Origin of the sequence: Acinetobacter rudis (genome assembly GCF_031157835.1) — a bacterium.
In the GTDB taxonomy this organism is placed as follows: Bacteria; Pseudomonadota; Gammaproteobacteria; order Pseudomonadales; family Moraxellaceae; genus Acinetobacter; species Acinetobacter rudis_A.
In genome coordinates this window covers 81,946-102,706 of sequence record NZ_JAVIDR010000004.1, presented here as the reverse complement: position 1 = coordinate 102,706, position 20,761 = coordinate 81,946, and the positions used below count along the sequence as shown (strand labels likewise).

Genomic DNA, 20,761 nt, shown 5'->3' with positions numbered 1-20,761 from the left:
TTTCATGTGGAACACTATCAAGCCAAACATCCTCAATGATTTAATAAAAACTGATTAATACTCTGTACACCTAACTGTAATAATTTCAACTTATCACAGTCATTCTCCAGTGCTAAATAGCTTTCATTGTCCAATGCAGTTAAACAATATTCTATTCCTTGGTGACTATTAAAAATTGGGAAACCGACTGCATTGATTCCCACCAATAAATCACCTTTCACTACAGATTGTTTTTCAGCAATAATCTTCTGTTTCATAATCAAAAAATCGTCCCAATTTGCAGGAACAATTGTGCGAGCATAGGGACTTTCTTGTTGCCATTCCGTTTGCATCATTGGCTTAATCATGGTTTCAGGCATATAAGAAGCAAATAAACGGCCTGCAGCTGAATTGAGCAAAGGCATTACCGATCCAACTTTAGTCACAATTGAAATGGCTTGATTTGACTCAAGAGACTGAATAACCACAGGACCTTGAGGTGACCATTTACAAATTTGAATACCACAACCCACCTGTGCTTGTAATGCATAAATAAGATGTTGTACCAATTGCAATCGATCAGTATGTTGAATACAACTGAGTCCTAAACGCCATGCTTGATCACCTAGGGCATACTGTCCATCATCAAGTTGCTGCGCATAATTCATACGAATTAAACTCACCAAATAACGGTGGACTTTAGCAGGATGCATCGCAAGTTTTTCAGACAATTGCTTTAAAATAATAGGCTGATTATGTTCCAACAAAGCATTTAATACAGACAATCCAACCTCCAGTGACTGTACACCACCGGATATTTTTTCTTCACTCATTTAAATGCCCTTTCAGTACAACAGCTCATTTTTTAGTTTGTCCAATATGATAACAGCCCACTATAGGGCTGTATATCATTTGTTAATTTAGTTATGGCGAAATGTTAATTAAATTTCTTTCTAAAATAAGCAAGAATTTGATCGCGATATTTAAATGCAACTACCAACCATAAAAACCAGAATGGAGCGATATACATACCAATTCGAGTATCTTCTTCAAATAATAATGCAACTAAGGCAAAGCCAAAAAATACTAAACATGCATAAGACAGTGTAATACCAGCGGGCATTTTATATTTAGAGCTTTCATGCAAATCTGGACGTTTCTTACGATAGGACAAATATGCGCATACCATGAGTCCCCAAACGAACAAAATCAAAATCGCGCATAGCGTAGAAAGTAGCGTATAGAGCTGCATTACACTTGGAATAATGACTAAGAGTAAAACACCAATCAACATTCCTATTGCGGAGAAAAATAGACTAGAAAAAGGAATTTTTTTGGTATTCAGCTTCTCAAATACATGTGGGGCATCCTTTTGACAAGCTAAGCCAAATAGCATTCGACTAGTACTAAAAATCCCGCTATTGACCGCAGATAAAGCTGAGGTTAACACCACAAAATTCATGAGTGCGGCAGCAATATGAATACCTGCCAAAGTGAATACCTCAACAAATGGGCTTTTATCTGGAGAAACATATTGCCATGAAGTAATTGAGATAATACAAATCAACGATAATATGTAAAACAACATAATACGTAATGGGATGGAGTTAATCGCTTTTGGTAAGTTCTTCTCAGGATCTTTGGTCTCACCTGCTGTAATCCCTAATAACTCAACCCCCATAAATGAAAAAATTGCGATTTGGAAGCCAGCAATGAACCCAAACGCACCATTAGGGAAAATTGTTCCTTGTTCTACAATGTGTGAAAGTGACGCTGTTACTCCGTTTGGTGAAGTAAAACCAGTAAAGATCATACTAAATCCAACCACGATCAATACTAAAATCGCTAACACCTTGATTACAGCAAACCAAAATTCTACTTCACCAAAGTTCTTCACAGAAAATAAGTTTACACAAACCAAAAACAGCAGAGAACAAACAGCAGGAATCCATAAACTCAAATCAGGGAACCAAAACTGAATATACCCACCAATCACAACGACATCGCCAATACAGCTAATTACCCAACAGAGCCAATAACTCCATCCCAGGAAAAAACCTGCCCAATCCCCTAAATACTCACTGGTAAAATCTACAAATGAGTTATAACTGCTGTTTGATAATAATAATTCACCAATTGCTCTCATCATGAGGAACATAAAGAAGCCAACAACCATATAGGTCAAGATAATTGATGAGCCAGATAAATGAATTGTTTTACCTGAACCCATAAATAAACCTGAACCAATTGCTCCACCGAGAGCAATGAGCTGAATATGTCGGTTATTTAATCCCTTATGTAACTCTGGTGGTGCCTGTGCTAAATCATGTTGTGACTTCTCTGCGTCCATTAAACCCTACCTACAATACCAAACCTTGATGAAATACATCATCTTCTGGGCGCACAGTATAACGCCATACGCAATGGGTTTTAGAATAATAACGAGTTGAAAAAATTAGACCTTAGCCAAAATACCATAGCTAAAACCAATCAATTTATTGTTTTTATAAGTAGAGAAGCCTTTCCATTTGCAAAGCTGTGCTGAAGAAGTGATTTAAACCATCATTAAGGTTCATACTCTGTTAAATACCTCGGTATATTATAGCGTTGGCCATTATATATTAGGACATGACTTCGTTTGTTTTCTATATGGCCTGTCTGTTTACAATCATCATTAACCCAACGATAACTTTCATTTCGTTCTTTGCTATTTACTCTTAAATCGAACATGCCTTGATGTTGAGTGTTTAATACAATGAGGACACTACTTCTACTGTGATTATCGGCATTACAACGTCCATCATTCTCACCTTGATCTAATCCTACTCTCAGATTATTTAAAATTTTCCGATGATTTTTCAAATCATATAAATTCAATATATTGTAGGAATAAGGATTAACTGAAGATGAATTAGCGAAATTAATTCTTAATCCAATTGCTCTTAATTTTGGGTGTAACTGATACGCTGCGGTATCAATCCTTATATCTTGCAGCATCATTGCATCAGAGGTATAGCTATTGGGATCTATATAATGATCAAGTAGTTTCTGTTGTTGAATATCGGCAGTCAGTAAATGTAGCTGATAACTTTGCGCATGTTCAGAATCTTCATTAATATCAAGTTCCCCCTGCTGATAAACAATCAAGGCCTGATCTTGTTGTTGTGGGAGCACCTTACAATCTGCAAGATGTCCTTGAGGGCTAGTCAAGTGAGCTTGTTTTAAAATTGAATTGGTAAAATTAACATCCTCACATGGGGTAGCATAAACCCATTGCCCAACACTAGATAATAATGCAACTAATCCTAATTTAAATTTCACCTGCATTTGTTACTTTCCATTTTAATTATGATTCATACATAACAGATCATGGCTCAAACTCAAAATTATTAATTTCTTCCCACCAATAAATAACATTCAACACTCATGATTTTGAAAACAAACACATATTTTAAAGTCTATTGGTAACCATTAAAATTTGAGTCTCAGATCATATTTAAATGTCAAAAGTTACGTTGCAAATTCAGTGGAATTACAGCACTATCAAACTAATCTTTTCACTCTCTTACGATCTTATTGCCCCACACAGCAGGACGCTGTTTCCTTTAAAATGATTCAGGGTGAGTCATGAACAACCAAAATTATTATCAAACCATTTTTGACAAGGCTGGCGATGCCATTTTTATACATGATGTCGATAGCGCTAAAATTATGGATGCCAATCAAGCAGCAGAACAGCTTACGGGGTTTACACGCTCTCAGTTATTAACTATGGGGGTTGAAGATATTAGTGCGCATAGCCAAGGATTTAATTTCCCCCATGCTATGAGTAGAATCCGTCAAACTGCGCGCAGTGGTGTGATTAAATTTGAATGGATCTTACAATCTACAACTGGAAAACAAATCCCCGCTGAGGTGTGTTTAAAAATCATCTATATAGATCAGCAAGCCAAAGTCTTAGCTTTGGTTCGAGATATCAGTGAAATCAAACAATATCAATATGCATTACAATCGAAAGATGAATATTTTAAATGCTTATTAGAAAGCTCAGCAGATGGAATTGCTATTTTAGATACTCAAGCCAAACTCTTGTATGCGAGCCCCTCGCTTGAAAAAATCACAGGTTATCGTAACCGCCTTGCGTTAAAGAAAAATATACTTCATTTAATTCATCCTGAAGACCGTGCCCAGGTACGACAATTTTTATATCGAGAATTGTTTCATCCGCAAGAACAAACTCAGCATTTAAACTATCGTTTTTTACATCATAGTGGTCAATGGCGTAATCATGAAGCGAGCTGTAAAAACCTATTACTTGACCCTAATATTCAAGGCTTTTTAATTAATTATCGAGATATTACTGAGCGTATCGAAGCAGAAAATATGGTACGTACACGTGAAAAACAATTAGGGCACATGTCACGTTGTAAAACGATGGGAGAGTTATCAACAGCATTAGCCCATGAACTTAACCAACCTCTAGCAGCACTGACAAACTATATTACTGGTAGCATTTTACGCATACAAAATGGACTGGCAAATAATACAGAGACCTTAGATGCCTTGAATGCTGCACTTGAACAGGTACAACGCGTAAGTAATATTATTCGTAGCATGCGACAGTTTTTAAAAAAGGGCGAAGCCAACTTTAAGATATTACAGCTCAATCAATTGATTCATCTTATTGCGCCATTAATTGAACTTAAGGCAGAACAAGGCAAAACTAAAATTTATTATGAATTGTCACCAACGCCTATTTATATTTATGCAGATGAAACCTTATTTAGTCAGGTTGTTATTAATTTAGTTTTCAATGCCGTAGATGCTCTTCAACATCATACTGAAAATGGTGAAGTTTATATTCGAACTTGGCAACACCAAGACCTCGCTCGAATGAGTATTGCTGATAATGGTCCAGGTTTAAATGGCCAAAATCCTGAACAACTTTTTGAATCTTTTTATTCGAGTAAAATAGACAGTATGGGGATTGGCCTTACCCTCTCCCGCAGTATCATTGAAAATCACCAAGGTTATTTATGGGTCTGTGAAGGAACACCTGGCGCCATTTTTAACATTTCTTTAAAAGCACAAGGACGTGAATAATGCATAACGAATTAATTGAACCAATTGTTTATGTCATTGATGATGACCAAGATGTATGTGACTCATTAACTTGGCTCTTAGGCAGTGTACAGTTACAAGTTAAAAGCTTTAACAGTGCGCATGAATTTCTTTCCTATTCTCGTCCAGAAACACCAGCTTGTCTTATTTTAGATATACGGATGCGAGGAATGAGTGGCCTACAATTACAGGCCCAATTATTAGAACAAGGTATTTATATTCCCATTATTTTTATGACTGGCCACGGCGATATTCCAATGTCAGTAACTGCTATGCGGCAGGGTGCATTTGATTTTTTGGAAAAACCCTTCAACCCACAACACATGTTGAATCAAATCCAAATCTGTTTACAACAAGCTGAAATTGATTTTAAAAAACAGCGACAACTCAAATGTAATTTACAAAAACTCAATAGCCTCTCTCCACGTGAACGTGAAATTGTGGAACTATTGGTTGATGGACTTGCCAGTAAGCAAATCGCACAGCAACTCCAAATTAGCCATAAAACCGTAGAAATTCATCGTGCACATATTCGCCAGAAATTAGAAATTGAATCGGTTGCACAGCTGGTTAACCTTGTACTCAATTGTAGAGGAACACGCCTACAGCCCGCAGTATAGACCGCGAGCTGTATAAGTGACGTACTAAAAAAAGCGATCAAAATGCACACTTGTTTGATCAATACCTAATTGATGAGTTAGGCGTTCAATTGACTGCACCATAGGTGGTGGACCAGCACAGTATATTTCACAATCTTTAAGTTGCTCACCTAACTGCTGTTCTAATACATCATGAATATATCCATGGTAGACATTAGGAATGTGTTGATTGGAACTCGCTGCAATATAGTGTAACCGTTGACCTAAGCCTGTCCATTGTTGCAATTGCTCTTGGCTCAACAAATCGCGTTGTTCACGGCCACCATGGAAGAACCAAACAGGTTGTTGTTGCAATAAAGGGTCCATAGCAACACCGCGTGCAATGGAAAGCATAGGAGCTAAACCTGAGCCACCTGCGACACAAACAATAGGACGGTTTTTCTGCTGCAAGTGTGCAGTTCCATAAGGACCATCGAGCTGCAGTACCGCATGTTTTAGCGCATTTTCATCAAACAGCACAGTTGTCATTTGCCCTTGAGGCACCTTACGAATCTGAAAAACCCAATCTCCTGCTGCATTAGGTAAATTGGCCATGGAATAGGCGCGTTGTATCTGACCATTTATCATCAATAAAGCATACTGCCCAGGTAAGAACTCAGCAGCTTGTTGTGCTTGTAAATGAATTTCTAAAATATCATGAGTAATGGCACGTGTTGTAATAAGCTTGACTGATTGTCTTTGGGCTTTAATTTTAGGCAAGCACTGTGGATCTAATCGTAATTTAATTTTACAGTCAGACTTAGGGCGACATTGGCAAGCCAATAATCGTCCTTTACGTTTATCACGCTCACTTAAACCAGGTGCATCCGCCCACAATATATCAACATCACCTTCGAGCAATTCAAACTTACAAGTACCACATCCGCCTGCATTGCATTCATAAGGCAAGGCCAAACCTTGTCTTAATCCTGCCCGTAACAACACATCATCATTGGCACAAAAAAACGTTGTGTCAGAATCTTGCTCTTGTAAAGTAATCTGATGCATCACGTCTACTCCACCAAAAACACTTGACCATGATGGACAACACAAGAATACGTTTTTAAGGCAATGCTACACGGCGCTCCACAAGGTTCACCAGTAATAATATCGAATGCACCAGCATGAAATGGACATTCCACTTCACAACCCTCTACCTCGCCATCAGCCAAAGAAGCATCACCATGGGTACAGGTATCATCTGTAACAAAAAAACGGCCATCCTCAAGATGAAAAACAGCAAGCGTTGGATAACCCACAATATTAACCTGCAATCCAGATGAAGGCTGTACATCCTCAACTTGACACAAATAAGTCTCTGTAATGATATTTAATGGACTATTCATTGGCTGAACTCCTCAATAGGTGAGTCTGTCGCTTCGGGACCCAAAATGTGATATCCCCCATCCGCATGTACAACACTACCAGTCAACAGTTTTGCTCGTGGACTACACAATAAACTGAGCGCTTGAGCAACCTCTTCTGCATCATTAATCCGACCTCGTAAATGAAATCGTCCTGCAATACGGTCAGTCTTGGCTCTATCATTACCAGACAATGCCTGCATGGGCGCAGACCATGTCCAACCTAAAGACAAAGCATGTACACGAATTGAATCTGTAGCAAAATCTAAAGCCATATTGCGCGTCAACTGTTCTAATGTGGCTTTAGAGGCGGGATAAACCCAGCGCTGCTTTTGTGCAATTCCAGCGCTGATACTACTAATATGTATAATTGCACCATCATGACTGTGCTGCAGTAGTGGTCGACAAGCCTGTGATAAAGCAGCATGACCAAATACATTGACATTAAACGTATCTAACCAATCTTGTCGGCTTGAATCAGCGCCATGATCTGCATATAAACAAGCTAAATTGATTAAAATATCCAGTCGTTCTAAGCCTGCTGCTAATTGCTGGATCGATCCATCATCCCTAAGATCTAAAGCAATAAACTGTGCACCCACTTTTTCAGCAACAGCTTGACCTTGCTCATGATGAAGATCGGCAATAATGACTTGAGCACCTTGTTCAACTAAATATTGTGCAAACACTTGCCCCATATAAGTTGCAGCACCACTGATCAAAATCACTTTATCCTGCAACTCGAATGAAAACTGATTCATGAAGCCTCCGAATAAGTCAGTGGCCAGGCATTAAACTGCCCCTGACAAAACAATAAGGGCTGTTGTGTACTCAATCGGCAGTGTTCAATTTCAGCAATGAATACTTGATGATCCCCTGCCTGTAACTGTTGCTGTTTACGACAGATAAATTGCACCACACAGTCTTCTAACACGGGGGCTTTACTGCCTTGGATTAACCACTGACCATGTTGAAATTTATTCTCACTTGGTCGAGCAAACTGCAAGCACACATCTTGTTGATGCGCACTCAATATATTAATGGCAAAGTATTCTGCTTGTTCAAAATGCACACGACTTGGTGACTGATTCACTAAGCTCCACAACACCAAAGCGGGTTGTAGCGATACCGAGCTAAAAGAGTTAATGGTCAGCCCAACCGCCTGTCCCTGTGCATCAAAACATGTCACGATTGCAACTCCAGTTGCAAAACCACCAAAAGCTTGGCGTAACGATTTGGCTTCAGCAAGATTGACCTCCTGCCAGAGTGTGTCAGGCAACAGCATCTTGAAACTCCTGTCTCGCTAAATAACTGGCTGCACCCTCTGCACCAGCAACTGCTGGCCAGAAACCTTGAGGGTGGTTGAAATTGCCCATAAAATCATCAGCAATTACTTGCTTTTGCGCAGCCGCACCAAGCACCTGTAATAAACTCTCACTCGGTGGATTGAGTAACATATTGGTGAACTCAGTAGTATAACGCCCGGACTGTTGCCAGAATTGTTCAAAAACTTCTTGCATCCATTCTTTGCTGTATGTGTCACCTTGATGCGTTAAAATGGCCTGTAAATAATGCTCCACCATACGTGTTGCATTATTTGCGCCTTGCCCTGCAATCGGGTCATTGACCATAACGGTATCCCCAATGCCCCAAACCAAACCGCCATCAGCAAGTTCAACAACTGGGTCACGGACTTCTGGACAAAATGCTCCCTTTAACCAAGCATTGGGATCACTCAACTCCATGTTATCCACCATGCGGAAACTCTGATCTGGCGTGACTATGCTGACAGCCTTTTTCATGGCTGCGAGCATTTGCTCCCCGTCACTGACATGGTCAAACACATCCATTGGCCCATGCTCAATACATTCAAATAAAAAGCTGCGACAGGCCCCATGCGTATGGCTATAAAAAGGCATACTAAAATACTCACCAGCACCTGCGATAAAATTAAAATGTAAAGTTTGTTTAGGCTGACCTGCCCAACTATTTGGTCCACAAAGATCATCCCCCACCACCAAAGCTGCCGCAAGCTTACGTGGTGGAGTCAGATGAACTGAACGCACCTCATTACGCTGAAAGAGACGGGTAATATTGCCTTTGCCAGCTGCTAATAAGGTGAGATCATGTGTTTTAGCAATCTGTGCTAAATCTTCGGGAGAGACATTTTGTAAAATGAGTTTGCCACCACGTTGGCTATATTCTTCTAACCAACGATGGTATTTGCTGCGCTGGTCCATAGCAATGCCATGGTTATTGTGCAAAAACCCCGTGATAGGCAACATAATATTGCCTTGAGGATCACGAAAATCAACATGAATCGCCTCGCCATATTGAGCCTTGGACTCCCAGAAATTAAGCCCCAACTTACGCTCAAAAGCCAAAGTATCAGCAAAAAACATCGTGGTGCTCATCATACGGCCATGTAGAAGTTCTTCTGCTTGGCGATCAATATATAAATTTACATCGTACTGTTGTTCCATCAGTGCAAAAGCCATGAGTAGACCTGCTTGTCCACCCCCAATAATTGCAATTTTTTTCATTGTGCTATCCCTTTCTGTTGTACTCAACCATGTGTGAACAATGAAGTCGCTGTCACTTGAGCTGCTGACAATGCTAGTCAGCTAAAGTGCGACCAAAGCCCGTGACATAATGATGATGAAGGGTCAGATTCAATTCGACCCGATCAAATTTCCAAACACCGTGTTGGTCTGGGCTCAATTGGCATTGATAAAAACCACCCAAACAAAAATCTTTTAGCGCTGCCTGTGGGCGATTTGCCACAGCCTGCGTAGACAATTCCCACAACATCCAACGTGCCTCAGCTGTTTTAGCGTCTAGTGCAATCTGAATATCTGGCTGCGCCATAATATGTAGACTCCACACAATCTGTTGTTGTGCAATTTCAGCAAGACCAGCAACAATCTGGTCACGTCCTTGTAAACTGCCGAAACCATTGGCACACCACTGTGCATGAGGATGAAATAGTGCTTGCATCAACACTGGATCATTCCGTTGATCCGCAGCTGTGGCATAACGCCCAACCAAATTACGAATTGCTTCACTGGCCTCAAGTAACGCTAATCTTTGTTCTAGATAAAGCTGTTCCATCCTCATTCCCTATCCATCTAATGCTGTGCATCGGTACATATCTGCTGTACCAATTCTATGTACGTGGTAGATGGTTTAAATGTTAATTACATCACCGCTTTCATAGATAAAACGTGTTTCTTCAAAAGCAAATGGCACACCAACCGAACCCTTATACAGCTCAATATGTGGAGCAACTTCAGCGAAACTAAGACTCAGCCAGTACAGCGGATAAAGTTCCTCTGGCAACTGTCCTAGAGGGTATTGATCAAGCAAGGCCAAAATGTTGCGCATCTCGGGCAAAATTGCATTGTAAAACTGCGCTAACTGCTCTGAACTCGAATTGAGTCTCTGCATATGACGTTGTTTAGCCGTACCCAAAGCCCATGTAGTAAGCAAAGGCTCAAGCGCTTTAAAATCAGCAGGTAATTGTGAAATTAGTTGAGTCATCTGCTTCTCCTTAAGCACGATTAAGATATTGTTCAAGCACGTGGTAACCATGGCGAATTAAAATTTCTTCGTCCTGTAAGTGCATGACTTTTTTCGCTTTAGACTCTAAGGCAGCCTGCGTATCTTCCATTGTTGCGGTATCTTCTAGCCAAGCATTGCGTTGTAACACCTGTGCAAACTCTTGTGCCCATCGTTCAGAATAACGAGTTGCCTTAGGCAAGTAATAACGCCCTTCCCAACGTGTTTGATTGTGACTGATCGGCCAAAATTGGTGAGTAAACCAAACCCCTTCAGTTACATGCACCAAAATATTAGGGAAAATCACAGACAGCTCAAAAGAGAAGTCATCACGATCATGAGGATTTACAGAAGTAGGTAGCTGCTGACGTTGGTAGTGATTAACCAAAGATGCCCCTGTAATTTCACCTGATAACTGTGCTGCTGGTTTAGGATTGGCATTTTTAGTTAAGCAGACTGCACATGTACGGTGATCTCCAAACAATTGGACTTCTTGCAAACCTGAAGCAAATACATTGGGAAATGACCCTGCATGAATCGTAGCAACATGGTAGGCTTCAGCAAAAGCGTCATGGGCAACTTTCCAATTGCATTCAAGTATGGTGTTATAAGCAAAACACTCTTGCATCTCACCAAACGGATATCCGCCCAAATGCTGTCCAATCCCAGCTAAAAACTCAGTCAGGCTCTGTGTTCCCTGTGCATCAAGATTGACAAAGATAAAACCTTCCCAAACTTCGGTACGGATTTTGGTTAATCCATTTTCTTCTTTCGCAAAACATGGCATAAATTTGTCTTGTTCTGGAACATTGACCAAATCACCCTTTGCGTCATAAACCCAACCATGAAAACGACAGGTCACCACAGCAGCTTTACTAGAACCAAAAGTTTCATTGCCAGTTTCCACAACGACCTTATTGCCACGATGTGAACAAATATTATGAAAACCTCGAATCTGCCCATCTTTACCATGCATCAAAATCACTGAGGTTTTGGCAAAATCGAGACGTTTAACTTTGTAATCACCAGGTTTAGCAATTTCATCTACTCGCCCGACTTTAAGCCAAACTTTACTAAAAACCTTCTCTACTTCTTCATCATAGACTTCAGGTGAAATACAGGGATCAGTTGGAATTGGTGCAGTCCCTAACTCAGGATATAAATCACCCCAACGTAATTTTGCATTACTATTCATATTTAAACCTCTTTCCTTGTGGTTGATTCAAGCTGATAGTGTTGACGGACTAAATCAGCGATACCTAATTGCTCTAAAATAGGCATTGGGCATAAAAAGGTGGCACGGACCGTACCGGGCAATCGACTAATATCAATGGAACCTGTAATTGTGCAGCGGTTTAAAATTTCGTTATAAGCCAACCCTGTTGTCTTGGCTGCACGTTGCAACGCATTTTCTGTTGCATCATTCAAATTTTTTCCCGAACCAATAAATGTAATCGGGGCGCTTTCTTCCACTTGGCTTTGTCCCCAGTGATTAGCCAAAGCATCTATATATTGTTTTTGCTCCGTACTAAATGGTCTTGCCATCGGCGGTAAATCATCCAATCGCTGTAACAAAATGGGGCCATCAAGGGTTAAGCCCTTAATTACTCTGACCTCAAGCTCTGTTTCCCCTGAAACATCAGTTGCATGTCCCGCAATTTCCCCATTGCCTTGTTGTGCATGCATATCGCCCATATAAACCCCAGCACCCGCTATCTTGACTGGACAAATTAAAATACTGCCAGCACGTACCGAATTGGTATCCATATGTCCATCTGTTTTAGCTGCAATTAATTCAGCCTCAGTCATAGCGTAGCGATGTGGAGCATCAATTAAATACTGTCCAAAATCATGGCAATTATGTGAATCTGGTAAATCACGTGCTGGGGTTGTACCAATGTTGCCTAGGAAGGGACGCATATGAGCAGCAACACCCGGCATATCCGCTCGTGCTAACGATAAAATAGAGTGTTGAGCAGCATGTTCGGGTAGTGCAGCAATCTGCTCGGCCTGTCCTGCCAGTCGATTCGCAATACTTTGATCAACCGTAAGGCTCAGTTGATGATCTTGATCAAACACAATCACATAGCCATGTGAAAATTGAAATGCGCTGACTTCAGCTGCACATTGTTTGCAGTGAATGGCATCCTCGCCTATACCTTGCACATAACTTGCAGGTTGTTCTGTACCACATTGAGCACAAAATTTAGCTACAAAAGGATCGCCATGGTAACGCCCTTCTACGAACCGCATCACACCAGAAGAAGTCGCTAGAGATGTTACCGTCATTTTTTTTATTATCAGTGCAACAGCATCTCCTACCTCTGCACCTTCAACCGCAACAGGTAAAGTCACCTCATGACCGCCCTGAAATGCAGGCGTAATCATTGGCCCCCAGCACCCAGGTGGCGTACCTGTGATCAAAGTTCCACCATCTTTGAGTGGGCCCAGCATTTGTACACTAGGACCCACAATACCACCTGAATATTGATTTACATGTATTCGATCAACAGCAATTCCCGAAACCTGATTTACAGGCAGCTGCGCTTTTTTTTGCATAATATTTCCTTATAATGCTTGAGCAAAAATACCGACCATATCGTCTGCATTCCCTGCGGTCCCTACGACTCATTGACTGTTTGATGACAATATGTGCGTGATTTAATGCATTACACCTCGAAAAGTGCTCAGAAAATATTGGGATGATTCCTTGTTGTTATGTGCAAAAACACTGAGCTGAATAATTTAAAATCAGCATCGTGCTATTTATTCTTACTTATTTAAATGAGTATTTATTTATAGATGTATAGGGGAAACTACTTATAGGTATTTATTAAATAAAAATATTGCCACCTCTAGTCTTAAGCATAGTTATCTAAACATCCCCGTGTAGATACCTATGCCCTGAACATTAGGTTTTACACTCCAAGGAATAAAAGAAAAATCATTACCAAAATATGTAAAATTTGACTGGGTGCAAAATAAATAAAGAACTTCCATCCACCTGTTATAAAGGCATTAATACTCTTAGATAAACTGTGGGCACTCAAACCAATAATCATTGCATAAATAAGCGTCTGATTATGCGTATCTCCTTGCATAACAACGCCTGCCATTGCTGCATGGACTTCAAATAATGATGCCAAAAATGTGCCTAAAATAAGCCCTTTATCACCCAATAACAGCGTTGCGCCATATATACCTGCTTGTATAACAGTAAGGCTCACTGCAATAATCACAGCTTCTTTAATACTAAACATTCGACTATCTTTTGCTTGAGTCACTAATTGCTGTTTGGGTTGTGGCGATCTAAAAATTAATAAACCAGCAGCAAGACATAAAATAATAATGCCAGCAAGACAAGGAATAAGGAGGAGTTTAAACCACTCAATACTGACACCCAAAACAATCAAAAGTAATTGTAATAATGTCGCTACACAGGAGATTAATGCAGCTCCCGCATTTAATTTCACATTGGCTTGTTCTGATCTGACTTGTACACCCAAACTGGCAATTGTTGCTGTACTGGATACAAAACCCGAAGCTAAAGCAGATAAAAGAACGGCTTTATCATTCGATAAAAGGCGTTTTGCCACATGAGCCATTGACTGAACAAGCAATATTAAAATTAATAACTTTAAAATGACATAGGGATTTAAAACCGCTCCCCATAACGGAGTATTTGGCATAATGGGTAAAGCAATCAAAATCAACGCGAGCAAAAATAATCCATCTCTTAGCTCATAGCTTTGAATTGTTTCCCCTGCAAAATGATGTAAAGACTTTTTCCCCATCAAAATGATTGTTAATAAAACAGCCATACTCGCTGCAAGCGGAATATTCCACACACAAACTGCACCAATAATATAGGTCATAAAAAAAGCAAGTTCAGTTGTAGAACCAATATCCTTTTTTTGTTGTGATAAACCATAAAGTCCAAATAAACACATTGTTATTGCACCGATTACACCAATATATAGATGTAACAGAAAACTCAATGCTCCCAATAATGCAGTAATCGTAAACGATCTCAAACCTGCGAAACTTTGTTCAGGATTATTATTTTTATTACGTTCACGCTCTAATCCAATTAAAAGCCCGCACCCTAATGCAGACAGCATAATGGTCAGCAATTCTTGAAATGACAAAGTTTGTAGAAGTATATTCAAACGTATTCACCTTTTATTATGACTTCAACATCAAGTAATGACTTGCCGCAAATTTTGAATCTAAGACCAATAACTTAAATCTAATCCCCATATAATGCATCTAAAAAGCCTACAGTATCACCCATAAAGATTAAAATTATTCCTTATATTCCATAAATATAATTTAAATTTCATAATTTAAGTCACACAACTGTAGCCTATTATTTTTACCATGGCGATATTTTAATCATGCAAAGAATATCATGGAAAAGAAATACTTATCACTCATAATGCTGAATGCCACATTAGTATTAACTGCCTGTGGTGACAACAAAGACAGTAGCCAAGGAGAGGCAAAAATCTTAACAAGAGACACAGCATTAGTCTTAGGGAATGACCTATGTTGGCATGCGGGCACACTCACTGAAAAAGGTGCTGACACAAATCACAATGGCATATTAGATGCCAATGAAGTCAAAGAAAAATCTGTACAATGTGGTGCTAATTTATTCGCTAAAGGGGTAGCTCTGCCTTATAGCATCTTAGGATCTTATAGTGCGAATGCGACAATCATCGACAAAAAATTTGATTTACGCCAAGGAGGCTATGGTTCAGATTTAGCAGCACATCCTAGTAATAAAACACAATTTTATGCACTAACAGACCGTGGACCTAATGCTGACTATGACGATGGAATACATGGCGCTGGTAAAATTTTTCCAATGCCAGACTATGTGCCTAAAATTGGTCTATTCGAAGTCCAATCCGATGGCTCGATTAAACAATTAAAAGTCATCACTCTTAAAGACAGAAATGGCAAAGAAATCACAGGTCTCCCCAATACTGCCGCACTTGGTGGAACAGGTGAGACACCATACGATTTACAAGGCAAAGTGATTACTGTAAACGCCAATCAACCCTACGACCCAGTGCACAACCCAATGCGTTTAGATGACTATGGTTTAGATAGTGAAGGTTTAGCGGCATTAAAAGATGGGACTTTTTGGGTGAGTGATGAGTATGGGCCTCACATCGTGCATTATGATGCAAATGGTCGTGAGCTAGAACGCATTAACCCATTTAGTGCTGATAAACGTAATAAATATACGCTGCCTAATGAATTTAGTTATCGTCGTGCCAATCGTGGTATGGAAGGTTTAACTATTACACCTGATCAAAAAACACTTGTTGGTATTATGCAATCCACCATGAACTTGCCTACAAGTGCGGTGAATAAATCGACCTTAACACGTATTATTAGTATCGACTTAGCCAGTGGGAAAATGCAGCAGTACTTGTATCGACAAGAAGGTAATGCATTTTCCAACTCTGCAATAGTTGCCATAAATAATCATGAATTTTTGGTATTAGAACGTGATGAAGGCTTTTATCTTAAAGACCCTCAAAAAGCGATGAAACGCGTATATAAAATCGATTTAAATCAAGCAACCAATCTAAATAGCATAAATGAAAGCAGCGTAATCAAACACGATAAAAAATTAGGTTTAACTATTGCTGGACAAACCTTAGAGCAATTTGTACTCGATAAAGGCTGGGAAGGATTAGCAGCATTCAATATCCTCCCTGCCCCAAAAATGCTGGTTGTCGATATGATCAAACAAGTAAATTACGCACATGACAAAATGGAGGGTATTTGGCTTATTGATGGTACGCGACTTGGTCTACTCAATGATGACGATTTTGGCTTATGGAAAAATGCTCAAGGGCTTGAACAAAAATACTTAGATTTAAATTACACACACCTTGATCGTTCTACTTTATATGTCGTGGATAATTTAAAAATAACCTCACAAAAATAATCCCGTTGTATGAGGCTGATCATCTCTAGTGTAGTGATCAGTCTCATTCCCCTCTCACAATTGTTGATCAGCACAAACTAATATAATCATCCTATAAGTATGATTAATCTTTCGAGTCAAAAAAATAAATATGCTCAATTTCATCAAATGATTAAAAAAATTAAAACCAAAGATAGGTATGAAGTAGGTTTACAGAAAAAATATAAAAACGGCATGATCAAGAGTGTATCGCGTGAAATGTTACGCAGCCTATCAACTTTATTTAAATTTAAAAGTTAATGATTTATTAAAATGCAGGAAGCATAAACTATGTTAATCAATGGTATTGAAACAGAAAATCTCGAAGCTTTTGCACAAAGCGTTAGTCAAAACCCACAAGCTGGCCAAGTCTCTTTCGCTGTAGAGACAGACTGGAAAGGCGGTTGTAAAAGCACAACCTCTGTACATGAATGGCATATGGCAGGTGAAAGAAAGGCCAAAACCTTTCACATTGAGGCAGATGAACCAGCAGAGCTTTTAGGGGAAAATACAGCACCCAATCCACAAGAACTTCTATTGGCTGCAATCAATGCTTGTATGACTGTAGGATATGTTGCTACTGCAGCCATGACGGGGGTAAAAATTCATTCTTTGAAAATTAAAGCTTCTGGTGCCCTAGATCTAAGAGGTTTTCTTGGTCTAGATGATGCTATTGCACCAGGTTATGAACAAATTGATTATGAAGTCATCATTGATGGAGATGGCACTGCCGAACAATATCAGGCAATTCATGAAAATGTGCTTAAAACCTCCCCAAATCGCTGGAATGCTGCGCACCCAATCCACTTAAACGCGACATTAAAACACAATTAATTTAATATATCGGGGCTGTTGGCAGACAACAGCCCTAAAGTTAATTTGAACCAGTAGCTTCAGCTACATCTCCTCAAAAACTTAACGTATTCATCTTTCAAAATTATTTTAAATTCAAAACAAACACACCTTTTTAAATTCAAATTGTTTATCCGTGCTTGTGGATAAAGTTATCCACAAAAAATAATGATCGCACTTTAAATTCAAAACTGCATTATTTATGTGTGTTTATTTAAATTCAAATATACCGATCGCCAACCTGTGGATAAATGCATAAATATGCAAGTTCACAGCATTTATTTTTTGAATTTAAAAATAAAATAGCTGATTCGACCCAATTTTAAGCCAAAATTATTCAGCCTGTTTTTTAAATTCAAAATATCACTACTTCAAACTTCTACATTTAAATTCAAAACAACCATTAAAGAATGAATTTAAAACAGTAGAAAATGATCAATCAGATTTTGAATTTAAAGTTTTATAACACCGATATATCCCATGTTGAGCAAATGAATTTAAAGTTCTTTATTATATTTTCCATACTTTAGCCTCAACATTGTGCTAATTTGTTTTCAAATTTAAAAATAAGCTTGGAATCTTATGTTGCGTCTTTCATTACTGTTTACGGCTGTCGCTCTATTTAACAGCCAACTTCATGCAGACTTGGTTATTAATGGAGCAAATCCAACTCCAGCTGTTAAGGTAACAGCAAGCTCAGACTATAAACCAAATAATAATTTTCAAAGCTGCTTATCAGGGCTTCGCTCTCAAGCAATGGCTGCAGGTGTAAGCGCTTCGAGCTATGATCTTTATACACGCAATCTCACACCCGATTATTCTGTCATTGATAAACTGAATTATCAGCCCGAATTCTCAACACCTATTTGGGATTATTTATCAGGTTTAGTGGATGATGAGCGCGTAGCGAAAGGCCAAGACATGCTAAAACGACACCAAAGTGTCTTACAGCGTGTCTCAGCAAGTTATGGTGTACCAGCAGAAACAGTTGTGGCTGTTTGGGGTGTAGAAAGTAATTTCGGTGATATTTCTGGTAAATATCCACTGTTACAAGCACTTGGAACATTAAGCTGTGAAGGGCGACGCCAAGCCTATTTCCGTGGTGAGTTTTTTGCCACCATGCGCATCTTACAACGCGGTGACTTAAAACCAGAACAAATGGTGGGTTCATGGGCTGGTGCATTTGGTCACACACAATTCATGCCATCGACCTATGAGGAACTTGCTGTCGATTTTGACGGTGATGGTCGTCGTGACCTTGTTTCCAGTACAGCTGATGCTTTGGCCTCAACTGCAAATTTCTTAAAAAAACGTGGCTGGCAAACAGGTATGCCGTGGGGATTTGAAGTCAAAGTCCCAAGTGGAATGTCAATTGCTGGAGAAAGTCGTCGTAATAAGAAAGCATTAAGCTATTGGAGCGGTCAAGGCTTAACACGTATTGATGGTCGACCATTGCTCCAAGGTAACCTCACTTCAGCTACACCAGCTGGACTCATGGCACCAAGTGGTCCAAATGGCCCTGTATTCCTCGTATTTAAGAACTTTGATGCGATCTATGGTTATAACGCAGCTGAGAGCTATGCATTAGCTATTGCTCACTTATCTGATCGTTTACAAGGTGCTGGCCCAATTCAAACTGCATGGCCTACTCCAGATCCAGGAACCTCTCGTGCAGAACGTCGTGAAATTCAAAATTTCCTTTTGAAAAAAGGCTATGACATCGGCGCAGCAGATGGGCTCATTGGTGATAAAACACGTCAAGCAATTCGTTCAGAGCAAACACGATTAGGTTTAGCTCCAAGTGGCCGTGCAGGTCAACAAATTTTAAAAGCCTTCCGTGAAGAAAATGCACGTATGATGCTGAACTAATTTACTATCTAGTAAGAACAAATCCCCAAGATATTTATATCTTGGGGATTTTTTGAATTTTTAACATCCTAAATCAAAACGCGAATTATGTTTTATTCAATAGCCGATTGATCAATCTTCACAGCATCTAAGATATCCCAAAATACTGAGCTTACATCTTGTGTTAGATTAATATTATTAAAAATTTCATAAGCACCAATCGTTACATCAGTATCACTAGGTAACTGCTTTTGTTCTTCTTCAATGAGTTGATGAATTGGTAAAAGTGTTTGCTTGATCTGTAAGTGCAAAACATCGCTAAACTCAACATTTTCCTCTTCGAGTTCAATCATTTGTTTATTGAAAAATGGCAATAAAATCGAATTTAGATAGGGCTGAATTTCAGTAATATCAAAAATTTCAACATCACGACTTTGCTCAATAGTACTGATATGATCATTCACTTCTAGAAGGATATGATAATAACTCACGCTGTTCTCCTACAATTACATAATCTGATACCAACATAGCTAATTTAGCCGAAAAAGCATAGCTTATCTATACAAGCCTTAGCCAAATTCACCATTCTCTTGCTGAAATGAAGCAGAACCATGATAAATATGGGTAACTGAGCAATAAAAAAGGCAAACAACACAATAGGTTGTTTGCCTTTTCTTTATTGCCTTAGATCATTAGATATCAGAAAGATCGATACCAATACGACTTGCAACTTCTTCATAAGCTTCAACCACACCACCTAAACCTTGGCGGAAACGGTCTTTATCAAGTTTTTTCTTGGTGTCTTTATCCCATAGACGGCAACCATCTGGAGAGAACTCATCGCCAAGTACGATACGGTCATGGAACACACCAAATTCTAGTTTAAAGTCAACCAAGATCATATTGCCTTGATCAAACAGTTCTACCAAAACTTGATTGACTTGATAAGTCAATTCTTTCATTTTTTCCAATTGCGCAGCAGTCGCCCAACCTAAAGCAATTGCTTGTGATTCATTTACCATTGGGTCGCCCAATGCATCGTCCTTAAAGAACAATTCAAATGTTGGCGGCGTCAATTGTTTCCCTTCTTCTACACCGAGACGACGGCATAGTGAACCAGCTGCATAGTTACGAATCACACATTCCACAGGAATCATGTCCAGCTTTTTCACCAAAACTTCAGTTGGTGAAAGTAGCTTTTCAAAGTGAGTCTCAATACCTGCTGCAGCCAACTTCTCCATAATAAAGGCATTAAAACGGTTGTTCACCTTACCTTTACGATCTAGTTGTTCGATTTTTTCGCCATTAAACGCTGAGGCATCATCACGAAAGACTAAAATCAAGTGGTCTGCACTATCAGTTTCAAAAACGGATTTAGCTTTACCAGTATAGAGCAAGGTTTGTTTCAACATGGG

The 20,761-nt window shown here is 39.3% G+C and carries 20 protein-coding genes; 5 read left to right on the top strand and 15 right to left on the bottom strand.

Annotation, left to right across the window (positions count from 1 at the left end; all coding sequences use genetic code 11):
* Positions 1 to 32: 32 nt before the first annotated feature.
* The 3 genes from RFH42_RS06200 to RFH42_RS06190 form a co-directional block, all read right to left on the bottom strand.
* Positions 33 to 812, bottom strand: a complete 780-nt coding sequence (locus tag RFH42_RS06200; protein ID WP_308974727.1) for an IclR family transcriptional regulator — start codon at positions 810 to 812, stop codon at positions 33 to 35.
* 104 nt (positions 813 to 916) lie between these two features.
* Positions 917 to 2,329 (bottom strand): amino acid permease, encoded by a 1,413-nt coding sequence (locus RFH42_RS06195; RefSeq protein WP_308974726.1) that lies wholly within the window; start codon positions 2,327 to 2,329, stop codon positions 917 to 919.
* Between the two features lie 215 nt (positions 2,330 to 2,544).
* Positions 2,545 to 3,306, bottom strand: coding sequence for a hypothetical protein (locus RFH42_RS06190; protein WP_308974725.1), 762 nt, complete (start codon positions 3,304 to 3,306; stop codon positions 2,545 to 2,547).
* Between the two features lie 300 nt (positions 3,307 to 3,606).
* On the opposite strand from RFH42_RS06190, the gene RFH42_RS06185 reads away from it, so the two are divergent.
* Both RFH42_RS06185 and RFH42_RS06180 read left to right on the top strand, forming a co-directional pair.
* Positions 3,607 to 5,082 carry a PAS domain S-box protein gene (locus tag RFH42_RS06185; RefSeq protein WP_308974724.1) on the top strand — a complete coding sequence of 492 codons (1,476 nt, stop codon included), beginning with the start codon at positions 3,607 to 3,609 and terminating at the stop codon, positions 5,080 to 5,082.
* On the top strand, positions 5,082 to 5,720 hold the full coding sequence (locus tag RFH42_RS06180; RefSeq protein ID WP_308974723.1) for a response regulator transcription factor: 639 nt from the start codon (positions 5,082 to 5,084) through the stop codon (positions 5,718 to 5,720). Before RFH42_RS06185 ends, RFH42_RS06180 begins: the two co-directional genes overlap by 1 nt.
* Positions 5,721 to 5,744: 24 nt before the next feature.
* On the opposite strand, the gene RFH42_RS06175 is transcribed toward RFH42_RS06180, so the two are convergent.
* The 10 genes from RFH42_RS06175 to RFH42_RS06130 form a co-directional block, all read right to left on the bottom strand.
* A complete protein-coding gene (locus RFH42_RS06175; protein ID WP_308974843.1) occupies positions 5,745 to 6,746 on the bottom strand; it encodes a 2Fe-2S iron-sulfur cluster binding domain-containing protein in 1,002 nt (333 codons plus the stop codon).
* A gap of 5 nt (positions 6,747 to 6,751) precedes the next feature.
* Positions 6,752 to 7,084, bottom strand: a complete 333-nt coding sequence (locus RFH42_RS06170) for a non-heme iron oxygenase ferredoxin subunit (protein ID WP_308974722.1) — start codon at positions 7,082 to 7,084, stop codon at positions 6,752 to 6,754.
* Complete coding sequence (locus RFH42_RS06165; RefSeq protein ID WP_308974721.1) at positions 7,081 to 7,863, bottom strand: SDR family oxidoreductase; 783 nt, start codon at positions 7,861 to 7,863, stop codon at positions 7,081 to 7,083. The genes RFH42_RS06170 and RFH42_RS06165 overlap by 4 nt, the downstream gene beginning before the upstream one ends.
* The gene (locus RFH42_RS06160; protein ID WP_308974720.1) at positions 7,860 to 8,387 is read right to left on the bottom strand and encodes a flavin reductase family protein; all 528 of its coding nucleotides are present in this window, start codon (positions 8,385 to 8,387) and stop codon (positions 7,860 to 7,862) included. Before RFH42_RS06160 ends, RFH42_RS06165 begins: the two co-directional genes overlap by 4 nt.
* The gene (locus RFH42_RS06155) at positions 8,374 to 9,645 is read right to left on the bottom strand and encodes a styrene monooxygenase/indole monooxygenase family protein (protein WP_308974719.1); all 1,272 of its coding nucleotides are present in this window, start codon (positions 9,643 to 9,645) and stop codon (positions 8,374 to 8,376) included. The genes RFH42_RS06160 and RFH42_RS06155 overlap by 14 nt, the downstream gene beginning before the upstream one ends.
* Before the next feature lie 73 nt (positions 9,646 to 9,718).
* Positions 9,719 to 10,213, bottom strand: coding sequence for a nuclear transport factor 2 family protein (locus RFH42_RS06150; protein ID WP_308974718.1), 495 nt, complete (start codon positions 10,211 to 10,213; stop codon positions 9,719 to 9,721).
* A 75-nt stretch (positions 10,214 to 10,288) separates the two neighbouring features.
* Entirely contained in the window at positions 10,289 to 10,642 is a 354-nt protein-coding gene (locus RFH42_RS06145) for a hypothetical protein (protein WP_308974717.1), read from the bottom strand.
* A gap of 10 nt (positions 10,643 to 10,652) precedes the next feature.
* Positions 10,653 to 11,855: an aromatic ring-hydroxylating oxygenase subunit alpha gene (locus tag RFH42_RS06140; protein WP_308974716.1), complete on the bottom strand. Its 1,203-nt coding sequence runs from the start codon at positions 11,853 to 11,855 to the stop codon at positions 10,653 to 10,655.
* A 2-nt stretch (positions 11,856 to 11,857) separates the two neighbouring features.
* Entirely contained in the window at positions 11,858 to 13,219 is a 1,362-nt protein-coding gene (locus RFH42_RS06135; RefSeq protein WP_308974715.1) for an acetamidase/formamidase family protein, read from the bottom strand.
* A 359-nt stretch (positions 13,220 to 13,578) separates the two neighbouring features.
* Positions 13,579 to 14,829 (bottom strand): MgtC/SapB family protein, encoded by a 1,251-nt coding sequence (locus RFH42_RS06130; protein ID WP_308974714.1) that lies wholly within the window; start codon positions 14,827 to 14,829, stop codon positions 13,579 to 13,581.
* Between the two features lie 242 nt (positions 14,830 to 15,071).
* On the opposite strand from RFH42_RS06130, the gene RFH42_RS06125 reads away from it, so the two are divergent.
* The 3 genes from RFH42_RS06125 to RFH42_RS06115 all read left to right on the top strand — a co-directional run bounded on the left by RFH42_RS06125 (position 15,072) and on the right by RFH42_RS06115 (position 19,367).
* Entirely contained in the window at positions 15,072 to 16,628 is a 1,557-nt protein-coding gene (locus tag RFH42_RS06125) for an esterase-like activity of phytase family protein (RefSeq protein ID WP_308974713.1), read from the top strand.
* A 309-nt stretch (positions 16,629 to 16,937) separates the two neighbouring features.
* Positions 16,938 to 17,480 carry an OsmC family protein gene (locus RFH42_RS06120; RefSeq protein ID WP_308974712.1) on the top strand — a complete coding sequence of 181 codons (543 nt, stop codon included), beginning with the start codon at positions 16,938 to 16,940 and terminating at the stop codon, positions 17,478 to 17,480.
* A 600-nt stretch (positions 17,481 to 18,080) separates the two neighbouring features.
* Positions 18,081 to 19,367 carry a lytic murein transglycosylase gene (locus RFH42_RS06115; RefSeq protein ID WP_308974711.1) on the top strand — a complete coding sequence of 429 codons (1,287 nt, stop codon included), beginning with the start codon at positions 18,081 to 18,083 and terminating at the stop codon, positions 19,365 to 19,367.
* A 92-nt stretch (positions 19,368 to 19,459) separates the two neighbouring features.
* On the opposite strand, the gene RFH42_RS06110 is transcribed toward RFH42_RS06115, so the two are convergent.
* Entirely contained in the window at positions 19,460 to 19,837 is a 378-nt protein-coding gene (locus RFH42_RS06110; RefSeq protein ID WP_308974710.1) for a hypothetical protein, read from the bottom strand.
* Between the two features lie 201 nt (positions 19,838 to 20,038).
* A complete protein-coding gene (gene purC / locus RFH42_RS06105; protein ID WP_308974709.1) occupies positions 20,039 to 20,758 on the bottom strand; it encodes a phosphoribosylaminoimidazolesuccinocarboxamide synthase in 720 nt (239 codons plus the stop codon).
* Positions 20,759 to 20,761 lie beyond the last annotated feature (3 nt).